The following is an 11,981-nucleotide window of genomic DNA, read 5'->3' as shown; positions in this document are numbered from 1 at the left end:
CGGCCAGTACGACATCAACGTGCGGCAGAAAGCCGACGAATCGACGGAGTTCGACCCTGACGCGCTGACCGCACGGGTGCGTTCTCACTGGGAGCGCCTGGGTTACCAGATCCGTCAGATCGGGCCGACCGCCAAGGATCGCACGGGTCACCGCTCGATCATCGTCGACCTCCCTCATAGCGCGTCGATCAGCTTCTCCGCGAACACGAAGATCCTGGGCATCTCCTCCTCCGGCGAGTGCGTCAGGTGGGATTGATCGGCGTCGGTGGAGGGGCGCCTGTGCCTCGGCGGGTCGGGGCGAGAAGCTCGAACCGATGGCGAAGGTGAGACGTGCGCTCCTCCTGGCCGCTCCTATTCTCACTATCTCCCTCGCCCTCACAGGGTGTGTCTACCCTGGAGGATCCGTGCCTCAACCCGGCGTCAACACCCCGCACGACGGGCTCTCGACCAAGTCGAAGCCCCGGCTCCTCGACGAAGCCCTGCAGCGCGTCGACGACGTTGCGGAACTTGTCGGTGGCGAATGGCTGGACGACGGGATCCCGCCCAGCGTCTTTGATCCCGCTAACACTGAGCAACGCGAGCTGTGGGATTGGGGTCCGTGCGACAACAAGGCCACCACCGGTCAATACTCCGTCTATGTGTGGCAGAACGCCGACGAATCGATGGAGTTCGATCCCGACGCGCTGACCGAAAAGGTGCGCACCCACTGGAAGGGCCTCGGCTACCGCATCCGTCAGATCGGACCGACCGCTGAAGACCGCACAGGTCACCGCGAGATCATCGTCGACCTCCCGCACAGCGCGTCGATCAGCTTCTCCGCGAACACGAAGATCCTGGGCATCTCCTCCTCCGGCGAGTGCGTCAGGTGGGACTGACACAGGGCGCGACCGACGTATCCGGTGTTCGTCGTGTCGCGTTCTATGCTCGACGTCGTAGATTTGCCTATCCATCCGGTTCGCAGCCTGTCGCCCGTGTCCCGATTCCCTGTGAAACGCGGGAAACCCTCGCGACTGCTCGACTCCTTACATCGCGCGACCACCGGCCGATAGTCGCCTCCGTGACGACTCTGCAGGCTCCGGCACCGGATGCTCCCGAGGCGCCGGTCTACGACTTCCGCCGGCCGACGACGCTCGCGCGCGAGCACTCGCGGGTGCTCGAGCTGGCGTTCGAGACGTTCGCGCGGCAGTGGGGGACCCAGCTGACCGCGAAGGTCCGGGTGCTCAGCCAGGTCGAGTGCGACTCGGTGCAGATGCAGACGTACGACGAGTACGCGGCGTCGCTTCCGGCCACGACGGCGATGGTCCTGTGCGCGCTGGAGGACGTCGTCCCGAAGGCGGTCATCCAGTTCCCCACGGTGGCGGCGCTGTCGTGGGTCAACGCGATGCTCGGCGGACAGGGCACCCCGGTCGATCACGAGCGCACCTTCACGCAGATCGAGCACGCGCTCGTGCGGCGGCTGATGGACGACGCGCTCGAGGACCTCCGCTACTCCCTCGGGTCGCTGCTGGTCACATCCATCGCGGTGGACGCCATCCAGTACAACTCGCAGTTCGCCCAGGCGGCGGCGACCTCCGAGCTGATGATCGTCGCCGGCTTCGAGCTCCGCGTCGGCGAGCACACGGCCCGCGCGACCCTCGCCCTCCCCGCGGTCGCCCTGCTGCCGCAGCTGGGCGAGACGAACCCCACGCACAGCACCGAGAACGCCCGAGAGCTCGTCGACGCCCAGCTCTCGCGTGTGCCGGTGGATGTGTCCCTGCGGCTCGCGCCCGCGACCGTCCGCCCGAGCGTGGTGCTGGGGCTCTCGGTCGGCGACCTGCTTCCGCTGCCGCACCCGCAGCACCGACCCTTCGACCTCACCGTCGGCGGACAGACCGTCGCCTCGGCCGGCCTCGGCTCGAGCGGCTCCCGTCTCGCCTGCGTGATCATCAACACAGAGGACTGACACCGATGAGCATGACCAGCATCGCCAACTCGACCGGACTCTCCCTCGGGCAGGCGCAGGCCGCCGCCGAGGCGCTCGCTCGGGTGCTCCCGACCGGGACTCCGCTGACGCCGCTGCTGACGCAGGGCACGGATGTGCGGGCGGGCGCGCAGGCGGTCGTCGCGACGTTCGTCGGCGCCGTGTCGGCCGACCTGGCCGTCGTGCTGCTGGAGGCGCCGCACCTGGTCGACGAGGGCGCCGACAGCTCTCCGGTGGTGGCGCTCCAGGATGTGCTGCAGCCTGCCCTCGAGGCCGCCAGCGACACGCTCGGCGCCGGTGTGCTCGACGATGCCCGCGCGGAGGACGCCGCCGAGCTCTTCGCCGATCCCGCCACGACGGTGTTCGCCCTCTCGGGGGCGGCCGGGGTGGCCGGCTGGTTCGCGGTGCGCGGGCGCGCATCCGTCGCCGAACGGGCCGGTGCGAGCGCCCTGGGCGGCAAGCTGGCCCGCATCAGCAACGTGGAGATGGCCCTCACCGTCGAGATCGGCCGCACCCGGATGGCGGTGCGCGACGTCCTCGCCATGGAGCCGGGCGCGGTCATCGAGCTGGACCGCTCGGCCGGGTCGCCCGCCGACGTGCTGCTCAACGGGCGGCTGATCGCGCACGGCGAGATCGTCGTGGTCGACCAGGACTACGCGGTGCGGATCACGAAGATCCTCGACGCTGCCGAAGACCTGGACTGACACGCCGACCGGCGCCGCCACCGGGAGCCGCGTGGCGTCAGCGGCACTGGCCGGCGACCGCGATCTGCTGGTCGCTCGGTCGGCCGTACGCCTCGATGCCCGAGCCGGCGGTGTCGAACCCCATCGAGATCGCCCACGCGGTCGCCCACATCTCGTCGTCGCCGTGGAAGACCGGCCCGACGAAGAGCGCCTTGCACGCGGGGCGCACCACCTGCGCGTGGCCGACCTCGTGCGTGACCAGCGCCCGCGCATCCACGTCGCCCCGGCCGAAGCCGTCCTGCACGCCGAAGTTGAGGTCGATCGTCGCCCAGCCCCCGTCGTCCTCGTGGTACTGCGTCGTGCCGGAGTACCAGTCGTCGCCGAGCCCGCTCACGAGGTGGTGCCACTCGAAGTCGAGGGTGACGCCGTGCGCGATGGACCGCGCGTAGTCCTCGATGCGCAGCCGGACGGGGTAGGCCGGGTCCTGCTTGGCGGCCTCGCCGGCGGCCTGGGCCGCGTTCACCTCGTCGACGGTCGTCACGATGCCCAGAAGGCCGGAGCCGCCGAACTGCGCCGACAGCACGCCCGGCTTGCCCGCGTCGATCGCGTGCCGCAGGTCGATCCGGCTGGCGTACGTCGCGGACGCGTCGGCCGTCAGCACCTGCTCCCCGTGCGCTGCGAGCTCCGTGTAGACCGCGGTGGCGGCCGTCGTCAGCGTCTTCTGCGCCCGGCTGAGCGCGGCGACGTCGGCTGCCCGCGCCCGCCGGTCGGCGACCTCGGAGCGCGTCAGCTGCGCGGCGTGCTGCACGTGGGCCAGCACGGTCCAGGGCAGGAGGTCGGCGAGCGGCGCGGCGTGCGGCGCGTCGAAGGGCGTGTACGTGAGTCCCTTGCTCGTGGTCCGGAGCTTCGTCTGCGCCGCCGCGAGCGCCTTCGATGCCGGTTCGGAGACGTAGTCGGGGCGTGGATGCGCGACGAACGCGTCGAGCGACGACACGGCCGCGTGCGCCTTGTCGATGGCGGACCCGCGCTGCTCGGTGACGCGGTCCAGGGAGTCCGAGGCGGCGGCGAGGCTGCGATCGGCGGTAGCGGCCGCCTCCAGCGCGAGCGCCTGCCAGCCGGCGCCCGCTCCGATCCCGAGGCTCGTGGCGAGCAGGACGAACGCGGTCGCTCCGATCCAGACGCGCCCCGTGCGCCGAGGCGCCCCGGCGGTCACCATCACGACGTCATCCACTGCGCATCCCCCGTTCGCCGTCGCGCATCGACCGGCGAGCACCGATCCTATAGAGAAGACGGACGCGGGCACGGGATGTGACGCACCGGTCGACAGGTCAGCGCAACGGCGTCCACCCCGGAGGCAGCGGGCCGTCGACGCCCGCGAGTTCCGCATCCGCCGCGGCCGACCAGCCCTGCGCTGCGCCCCCTGCGTCGAATCCGCCGCGCGCGAAGCGGAAACCGACGTCCTCGTACTGCGTCCGCGGCGGCCCGCCCCGGCGCACCGAGGCGCGCACGTTCCAGGCGTCGTCGGCGAAGCCGCCGCCGCGGAAGACCCGGTAGTCGCCGTAGCGTCCCGGGTCGAGGAGGTCCCAGCACCACTCCCAGACGTTGCCGAGCGTGTCGAACAGGCCGTTGAGGTTCGGCAGGCGCACGCCAACGTCGGCGGGCGCGGTGAGCCCGTCGGCGCTCGTCCAGGCCACTTCCAGCAGCGGTCCGTAGTGCGGCGCGGTGGACCCGGCACGGCGGGCGTACTCCCACTCGGCCTCCGTCGGCAGGCGGTAGCCGTCCGCATCCACGTGCCAGGTCACATCCTCACCGTCGAACGTGTACGCGGGGTCGAGGCCCTCCCACTCCGACGCCGCGTTGCAGAGGCGGATGGCGCGTAGCCAGCTGACGTCCGTCGCCGGCCGCCGTGGATGCGCCCGCTCGCCCCCGATGAGCTCGGCCACCTGCTCCTCGGTGACAGCGAAGACGCCGAGCTCGAACTCCTCCAGCTCGACCCTCCAGCGCCGTTTGCGGCGCGCGTCGTGCAGCTGCACGCTCCCGGCCGGGATGCGCGCCATCTCGATCTCCACCTATCCACCCTCCCACGGCTAACGCGAGCGCCCCGCCGGCCGATAGACGCTGACGTGGAGACCCTGTTCATCGCCCTGCGCGTGCTCGTGGTGCTCGGCGTGATGGTCGCCCTGCTGTGGTTCGTGCAGCGCCGGGTGACCAAGGGCCGCACCACCGCACGGCGACGTCGCGGCAACGCCGTGACGGTCGTGGGGCGGCAGGGCATCGGGCCGAAGGCGTCGGTCGTCGTCGTGGATGTGGACGGCAACCGCTTCGTCCTCGGCGTCACCGAGCGCCAGGTGTCCGTGCTCCACACCGCCGACCGCCCGCAGGACGCGGGCGTCACCCCCTGGTCCGGGTACCGGAGGCGCAGCCCGAGACGGCGCTCCGCACGGGCACGGACGACATCACCACCACGACCACCAGGCAGGATGCCGACTTCCTCACGGCGCAGGGACGCGCCTCGCTCTTCGACGAGGCACTCAAAGGCTCGATCCTGTCCCCGGCCACGTGGCGGCAGGCGAGTTCGGCGGTGCGGCACAAGAAGTGACGGCGCGCGCCGGGCGGCTGCCCCGCCTCGCGCTGGCCGGTCTGCTGGTCGCGCTCGTCGCCGTCGCGATCGTGCTCCTGGGTGCGAACGCGGCGCACGCCGTCCCCACGCCCGTCCCGACCCCCGGCGGCCCGACCGGCCCGACGGGCGCCGGCGGCAGCGGCGGCATCACCCTCGACATCAACGGCCCGAACGGCACCCCGAACGCGGCCATCCTGACCCTCGTCGGCATCACCGTGCTCTCGGTGGCGCCCGCATTGCTGCTGATGATGTCGTCGTTCACCAAGATCTTCGTCGTGCTCGCAATCACCCGGAACGCGCTCGCGATGCCGTCCATCCCGCCGAACCAGGTGCTCGCCGGGCTCTCGCTGTTCCTCAGCCTGTTCATCATGAGCCCCGTGCTGGTCGACATCAACAACTCGGCCGTGCAGCCGTATCTGGCCGGCCACATCGACTTCACCGCCGCGGTGCACCTGGCCGAGGGGCCGCTCCGGCACTTCATGTCGGCGCACACCCGCGAGGAGGACATCGCGCTGATGACCCGCGCGGCCGGCCGGCCGAACCCGAGCGACATGAACTCCGTGCCGCTGCTCACGCTCATCCCGGCGTTCATGATCTCGGAGCTGCGGGCCGCCTTCATCATCGGCTTCGTCATCTTCGTGCCGTTCCTGGTGATCGACATGGTGGTCTCCGCGGCCCTCATGTCGATGGGCATGATGATGCTCCCGCCGGTGATGATCTCGCTGCCGTTCAAGATCCTGCTGTTCGTGCTGGTCGACGGCTGGGGGTTGATCATCACGAGTCTGATCACGAGCTACAGGGGTGGCGGATGAACCCGAGCGCCGTTCTGGACATCGCCATGCAGGGCCTCATGGTCACCGCGAAACTGGCCGCGCCCATCGTGATCACCGCGCTGGTCGTGGGTTTCGCGATCTCGCTGGTGCAGTCGATCACGCAGATCCAGGAGGTCACCCTCTCGTTCGTGCCGAAGGCGGCGGCGGTCGCGGTTGCGCTGATCATCTGCGGGCAGTGGATGATCTCCGAGCTGGTCTCGTTCACCCAGGCGCTGTTCGAGAAGCTGCCGCAGCTGCTGGGGCACGGCTGATGAACATCCCCATCGACCTGGCCGCCATCGAGGCGATCGCGCTGGCGTCCCTCCGCATGGTGGCGTTCCTCGTCATCGCGCCGCCGTTCTCGTACAACGGCTTCCCGGCGCAGGTGAAGGGGATGCTCGCGATCGGCCTGGCCATCGCGGTCGCGCCGCGGGTGGGCGCCGGCTACCACTCGGGCGACACGGGGGCGTTCCTCCTCGACATGGTCCGCGAGCTGTCGGTGGGTGCGACGCTCGGGTTCCTCGTCTTCGTGGTCTTCGCGGCCATCCAGTCGGCGGGGAGTCTGATCGACCTGTTCGGCGGCTTCCAGCTCGCGCAGGCGTTCGACCCGCAGTCCATGATCAACGGCGCCCAGTTCACCCGGATGTTCCAGCTGACCGCCCTCGCGCTGCTGTTCGCGTCGGGCGGATACCAGCTCATCATCGGAGGGCTGGTGCGGTCGTTCGACGCCATCCCGCTTGCCGCCGGCCTCAGCATGGCCGACCCGGCGAAGGAGATGGTCAACGGAGTGACCCAGATGTTCCTCGCCGCCCTGCAGGTGGCCGGTCCGCTGATCGTCGTGCTGTTCCTCGCGGATGTCGGGCTCGGCCTGCTGACCCGCGTCGCGCCCGCGCTCAACGCCTTCTCCCTCGGCTTCCCCCTGAAGATCATGCTCACGGTCGTGCTCTCCGCGATCGTGTTCGTCGCGCTGCCCGGAGTCGTCTCCGGCCTCACGGACACCGCCGTCAAGACGATGCTGGGGGTGGGCCGGTGAGCGACGCGCAGGAACGCACCGAGAAGGCGACCGACAAGCGGATGAAGGAGGCCCGCTCCAAGGGCCGCCTCAGCAAGTCCTCCGACCTCACCGCGTGGGTCGGTGTCGGCGCCGCGGCGGTGATGCTGCCGTTCACGCTGCAGAGCGGGACGACCGCCGCGATCGATCAGCTCTTCTCCGTCCGCTCGGTGATCGAGAGCCCGGACCCGGCCAAGGCCGTCGCGGCGCTCGGCGACGGCCTGGGCAGCATCATGGCGACCATCGGCCCGCTGCTCGGCGTGGGCGCGCTCGCCGTGGTGGGCGCTGCGGCCGTGCAGGGCGGCATCCACTTCAAGAAGCTCGAGGGCAAGTACGAGCAGTTCAACATCGTGCAGGGGCTCGGCCGGGTGTTCGGGATGCGCGCACTGTGGGAGGGCGCCAAGACGCTGCTGAAGTCGGGCGTCGTCGCGATCGGGCTGTTCCTGGTGGTGCAGGGGCTGATGCCGGTGCTGCTGTCGTCCGGGTCGATGCCGCTCACCTCCTTGCTGTCGGCGGCGACCGGTGGCACGGCCGGGCTGCTCCAGGCGGCCATCGGCGCCGGCCTCGTGCTCGCCGGCCTCGACGTGCTCGTCGTGATGCGGCGCAACCGAAAGCACACCCGCATGAGCAAGCAGGAGCTGCGCGACGAGAACAAGAACACCGAGGGCGACCCGCTGGTGCGCTCGCAGCGGCGCTCGCGCCAGCTGGCGATGAGCCGCAACCGCATGATCGCCGCGATCGGAGGGTCGGATGTGGTGCTCGTGAACCCGACGCACATCGCCGTGGCCGTGAAGTACGAGCCGGGCAAGTCGGCTCCGCGGGTCGTGGCGAAGGGCGCCGGTGCGATCGCCCTGCGCATCCGCGAGAAGGCCGAGGAGGAGCGCGTGCCCATCGTGAAGGACATCCCGCTCGCGCGTGCGCTGCACGCCGGGTGCGAGATCGGCGACGAGATCCCGGTCGAGCTCTACAACTCCGTCGCCCGCGTCCTCGCGTTCGTCATGTCGCTGAAGCAGCGCGGCTCGGCGACCGGAGTGCACACCATGCGACCCCAGCTGCAAGGAGGGCTGACATGAAGCCGAACAAGGGTCTCGCCGCCAAGGTGGCCGTGCCGATCGGAGTCGTCGGCATCATCATGCTGCTCGTCGTGCCGGTGCCGTCGTGGCTGCTCGACATGCTCATCATCGTCAACATCATGCTGGCGCTGGTCATCCTGCTCACCACGATGTTCGTCAAGAAGCCGCTCGACTTCTCCGTGTTCCCGTCGCTGCTCCTCGTCGCCACGCTGTTCCGGCTCGGCCTCAACGTCGCCTCCACGCGGCTCGTGCTGGGCGACGGGTTCGCCGGGCAGGTCATCCAGGCGTTCGGCCATGTCGCCGTCGGCGGGTCGATCATCATCGGCGCGGTGGTGTTCCTCATCCTCGTGGTCATCCAGTTCATCGTGGTCACCAAGGGCGCCGAGCGCGTCGCCGAGGTGGGCGCGCGGTTCACCCTCGACGCGATGCCGGGCAAGCAGATGGCGATCGACGCCGACCTCAACGCCGGACTCATCACCGAGGAGCAGGCCCGTGCCCGGCGCGCCGAGGTGTCGGCGGAGGCGGACTTCTACGGCGCGATGGACGGCGCCTCGAAGTTCGTCAAGGGCGACGCGATCGCGGGCATCCTGATCATCGTCATCAACGTGGTCGGCGGCATCGCGATCGGCATGGTGCAGCGCGGAATGGACCTCCTCTCCGCCGTCAACTCGTACACGCTGCTGACCATCGGCGACGGGCTCGTCTCGCAGATCCCGGCCCTGCTCATGGCCGTCTCGACCGGCATGATCGTGACCCGGTCCAACGCCGAGTCCGACATGGGAACCACGGCGAGCGGCCAGCTGAGCCAGTCGCGCAACGCCCTGATGATCGCGGGATGCGCGGCGATCGTGATGGCGCTCATCCCGGGGATGCCGCCCATCCCGTTCGTGCTCGTCGGGGCGTTCCTCATCCTGGCGTCCCAGCGCATCAAGACCGCGCAGGCGGCGGCGAAGAAGGCGCAGGCGGCGCAGAACGCGGTGGCGACCGCCACGAAGACCGAGACGACCGAGGACCTCATCGAGCAGATGCGCGTCCACGCCCTCGAGATCACGCTCGCGCCCGACCTGGTGGACATCGTGAGCGGCGCGTCGGACGACCTCCTCGCCCGGGTGCGGGCCCTGCGCCGCAAGATCGCGCTGGAGCTCGGCGTCATCGTGCCGCCGGTGCGCACGCGCGACAGCGCCGAACTGCCGCCGTCGACGTACGTCATCAAGATCGCCGGGGTGGAGTCGGGACGCGGGCAGGCGCCGTCCGGCCGCGTGCTCGCCCTCGGCGACGCGCTCGACAACCTGCCGGGCACGCCGACGGTGGAGCCCGTGTTCGGGCTGCCGGCGAAGTGGATCCCGTCGGAGATGCGGCACAGCGCCGAGCTCGGCGGGGCGACGGTGATCGACCGCGTCTCGGTGCTGATCACCCACCTCTCGTCGATCATCACGTCGAATGCCGCGCGCCTCCTGACCCGCGAGGATGTGCGGATGCTCACCGAGGGCGTCAAGCAAGTGAACCCGCCCGCCGTGGAGGAGCTCATCCCGGCGCTGCTGTCGCTCGCCGAGGTGCAGCGCGTGCTGCAGGGACTGCTGGCCGAGCAGGTGCCGATCAACGACCTGCCGCGCATCCTGGAGGCCCTGACCCTGCGCGCGAAGCTCTCGAACGACCCCGAGGGGCTGGTCGAGGCGGCCCGGTCCGCTCTCGGGCCGGCCGTCGTCGCGCCGCACATCGACGGCGGGACGCTGCGCGTGATCATGATCGACCCCGGGCTGGAGCAGTCGATGCTCGAAGGCCTTCGGCCGTCGGAGCACGGGACGCAGATCGTGCTCGACCCGGTGCGGCTGGAGGCGGTGCTCGCGTCCATCCGCGACACCGCGGGCCGGCTCGACGACGCCGGTGTCTCGGCCGTGCTCGTGTGCGCGCCGGCGCTGCGTCCTGCGATCCGGCGGCTCGTCGCCGGGCAGATCGCGGGCCTCACGGTGCTGTCGTACCAGGAGGTGACGGCCGTCCAGGCCGCGATCGAGACCGTGGGGGTGGTCCGCGGTGCGGAGTCGATCGCGGCCTGAGTGGGTCGGCGGATCCGACGAGGCGGAGGTGCTGCCCGCCGTCTCGACGTCGTCGCTGGCGTTCCAGGCGGTGCTCGACGACCTCGTGCGGGCGGTCGACGCGCCCGAGCTGGCCGCGCCGTCGCCCGCGGCGTCCGCGGCGTCCGCGGCTGCGTCGAGCGGTGAGTCGTGGCTCGAATCCGCGCCGAGTGGTGAGTTGATGTCGCAACTCGGCGAGGATTCGCGCCACGACTCACCGCTCGGGGAAGAGCGGCGGGAGGCGGACGCCGCCGGGCCGCCGCCGGCGAGGCTCCGCGGACGCGGCGACCTCACCCTCGTGGTGGGCCTCGGCCCCGAGGCGCACGAGGCCGCCCGCGTCCTGGCCGCCTCCGCCGACGCGGCCGCCGAGGTTCAGCGGGTGGCCGACCGCCGCGACGCCCTCGCCGCCCGTGCCGACGGCGTGCGGCGGGAGATCCCGATCGTCGCATCCTTCCCGATCGCCGCCCCCGGTGCCGTCCCCGGGCTCGCCGCCGACCTCGCCGGCATCGCCCCCGACCAGGTCTGGGTCGCGGTCGACGTGTCGCGCAAGGTCGAGGACACCGCCGCGTGGGTGCGGGCGGTGGATGCGGTGCTCGCCGTGGATGCCGTGGCCGCGACCGGCGCATCCTTCACCGGTTCGCCCGGCTCCGTCCATCTGCTCGGCCTGCCGGTGCTCTGGCTGGACGCGCCGCCCGGCGGATAGGGTGGGACGATGCTGGTATTGACGCGCAAGGCGGGCGAGCGGGTGCTCATCGGCGATGACATCGTCGTGACCATCCTCGAGTCCCGGGGCGACGGCGTCCGTATCGGGATCGACGCGCCGCGCGGCATCCGCATCCAGCGCGACGAGGTGGTGAAGGCGGTGACCGAGGCCAATCAGGAGGCCACGGAGAGCGCCGCCACCGATGACGCCGCCGCGCTGATCAAGAAGTCGCTCGGTCTCTGAGCCGTGCCGACGTGCCGTGAGCACGCGGCGTGCGCGACTCCCGCGGCCCACGCAGCCCACGCACGGTCAGCGCGATGCCGAGGTACGCCTCCCACGCGAACTCCGGCAGCGTCGCCAGCGCCGACCAGGGCGAAACCTGGTCGTAGGCGCCGAGCAGCACCGCGATGCCGGACAGTGACAGGATCGGCCCCCCGATCATCCCGACGAGAGCCCAGCCGAACGGCACCAGCCCTGCGCGGTACAGCATCCAGCCGAGGAGGAGGCCGTTGCCGAGCCCGACGACGAAGCCGGGCCCGAGCAGGAACGTCCACCCGTGCAGCGCGACCAGCGCCTGCGCCATCAGCACCGCTGCGGCGTCTCCGGCTCCCGACGCTCCGTCCTGTCGCAGCGTCACCACGGTGAGCAGGCTGAGGATGCCGACCGCGATCAGCGTCGACTCCATCACGCGCGCGACGACGTAGGCGAGGGCGAGGGACGGGCTGGTCCGCCGGAGGAGCGGGTAGAGCGCGATCGCTGTGCCGAGGTTGGCGATCACCAGGCCGAGTTCGCAGAGAGCCCCGGCGAGCACCGGCCCGGCGGCGCCCGAGCCGAGCACGAACCGCGGATCGCCGAGCACCGGCCCGTAAAGGAGTGCGCCGGGGATGGAGGTGGCGAACGTCAGCAGGAAGAGCACGCCCGCGGCGAGCGAGCGGCGGCGATCCGGATCCATGGTGTCCTCTCGGGATGCGAGGTGTACGGCGTACACCTGCTGTGCATCACGATAG

14 protein-coding genes and 1 pseudogene are annotated in these 11,981 nt (G+C 70.9%); 12 read left to right on the top strand and 3 right to left on the bottom strand.

Translation table 11 applies throughout. The annotated features are described in order from the left end of the window. The first annotated feature begins 19 nt into the window (after positions 1-19). From ACQ86M_RS15435 to fliN, 4 genes are all read left to right on the top strand, one after another. A complete protein-coding gene (locus ACQ86M_RS15435; protein WP_431246081.1) occupies positions 20-256 on the top strand; it encodes a hypothetical protein in 237 nt (78 codons plus the stop codon). 148 nt (positions 257-404) lie between these two features. Beyond that, the gene (locus tag ACQ86M_RS15430) at positions 405-875 is read left to right on the top strand and encodes a hypothetical protein (protein ID WP_431246080.1); all 471 of its coding nucleotides are present in this window, start codon (positions 405-407) and stop codon (positions 873-875) included. A 182-nt stretch (positions 876-1,057) separates the two neighbouring features. Beyond that, on the top strand, positions 1,058-1,942 hold the full coding sequence (locus ACQ86M_RS15425; protein ID WP_431246079.1) for a flagellar motor switch protein FliM: 885 nt from the start codon (positions 1,058-1,060) through the stop codon (positions 1,940-1,942). Between the two features lie 5 nt (positions 1,943-1,947). Beyond that, positions 1,948-2,664, top strand: a complete 717-nt coding sequence (gene fliN / locus ACQ86M_RS15420) for a flagellar motor switch protein FliN (protein ID WP_431246078.1) — start codon at positions 1,948-1,950, stop codon at positions 2,662-2,664. 37 nt (positions 2,665-2,701) lie between these two features. Here the strand turns inward: fliN and ACQ86M_RS15415 are convergent, their stop codons facing one another. Both ACQ86M_RS15415 and ACQ86M_RS15410 read right to left on the bottom strand, forming a co-directional pair. Continuing rightward, positions 2,702-3,874 carry a hypothetical protein gene (locus ACQ86M_RS15415; protein ID WP_431246077.1) on the bottom strand — a complete coding sequence of 391 codons (1,173 nt, stop codon included), beginning with the start codon at positions 3,872-3,874 and terminating at the stop codon, positions 2,702-2,704. A gap of 97 nt (positions 3,875-3,971) precedes the next feature. Beyond that, a complete protein-coding gene (locus tag ACQ86M_RS15410) occupies positions 3,972-4,700 on the bottom strand; it encodes a formylglycine-generating enzyme family protein (protein WP_431247902.1) in 729 nt (242 codons plus the stop codon). 114 nt (positions 4,701-4,814) lie between these two features. Between ACQ86M_RS15410 and ACQ86M_RS15405 the strand changes: the two are divergent. The 8 genes and pseudogenes from ACQ86M_RS15405 to csrA all read left to right on the top strand — a co-directional run. After that, positions 4,815-4,967, top strand: a pseudogene (locus tag ACQ86M_RS15405) (flagellar biosynthetic protein FliO); the annotation flags it as partial. Positions 4,968-5,202: 235 nt separating this feature from the next. Continuing rightward, positions 5,203-6,075 (top strand): flagellar type III secretion system pore protein FliP, encoded by an 873-nt coding sequence (gene fliP / locus ACQ86M_RS15400; protein ID WP_431246076.1) that lies wholly within the window; start codon positions 5,203-5,205, stop codon positions 6,073-6,075. After that, positions 6,072-6,347, top strand: a complete 276-nt coding sequence (fliQ, locus tag ACQ86M_RS15395) for a flagellar biosynthesis protein FliQ (protein WP_431247901.1) — start codon at positions 6,072-6,074, stop codon at positions 6,345-6,347. Before fliP ends, fliQ begins: the two co-directional genes overlap by 4 nt. After that, positions 6,347-7,108: a flagellar biosynthetic protein FliR gene (locus ACQ86M_RS15390; protein WP_431246075.1), complete on the top strand. Its 762-nt coding sequence runs from the start codon at positions 6,347-6,349 to the stop codon at positions 7,106-7,108. Before fliQ ends, ACQ86M_RS15390 begins: the two co-directional genes overlap by 1 nt. After that, on the top strand, positions 7,105-8,199 hold the full coding sequence (locus tag ACQ86M_RS15385) for an EscU/YscU/HrcU family type III secretion system export apparatus switch protein (protein ID WP_431246074.1): 1,095 nt from the start codon (positions 7,105-7,107) through the stop codon (positions 8,197-8,199). Before ACQ86M_RS15390 ends, ACQ86M_RS15385 begins: the two co-directional genes overlap by 4 nt. Beyond that, positions 8,196-10,253 carry a flagellar biosynthesis protein FlhA gene (locus ACQ86M_RS15380; RefSeq protein WP_431246073.1) on the top strand — a complete coding sequence of 686 codons (2,058 nt, stop codon included), beginning with the start codon at positions 8,196-8,198 and terminating at the stop codon, positions 10,251-10,253. The genes ACQ86M_RS15385 and ACQ86M_RS15380 overlap by 4 nt, the downstream gene beginning before the upstream one ends. A gap of 28 nt (positions 10,254-10,281) precedes the next feature. Beyond that, positions 10,282-10,974 (top strand): hypothetical protein, encoded by a 693-nt coding sequence (locus ACQ86M_RS15375; RefSeq protein WP_431246072.1) that lies wholly within the window; start codon positions 10,282-10,284, stop codon positions 10,972-10,974. 9 nt (positions 10,975-10,983) lie between these two features. Further along, positions 10,984-11,217, top strand: a complete 234-nt coding sequence (gene csrA / locus ACQ86M_RS15370; RefSeq protein ID WP_431219488.1) for a carbon storage regulator CsrA — start codon at positions 10,984-10,986, stop codon at positions 11,215-11,217. Here the strand turns inward: csrA and ACQ86M_RS15365 are convergent. Further along, positions 11,195-11,926, bottom strand: a complete 732-nt coding sequence (locus tag ACQ86M_RS15365; protein ID WP_431246071.1) for a DUF4386 domain-containing protein — start codon at positions 11,924-11,926, stop codon at positions 11,195-11,197. The two genes, csrA and ACQ86M_RS15365, sit on opposite strands and share 23 nt — an antisense overlap. Positions 11,927-11,981: the final 55 nt, after the last annotated feature.

It is taken from the genome of Leifsonia xyli subsp. cynodontis, from assembly GCF_050632205.1.
Taxonomy (GTDB): domain Bacteria; phylum Actinomycetota; class Actinomycetes; order Actinomycetales; family Microbacteriaceae; genus Leifsonia; species Leifsonia xyli_D.
Note: the sequence above shows the minus strand (reverse complement) of the source record. Positions and strands in the feature narration are given on the sequence as shown.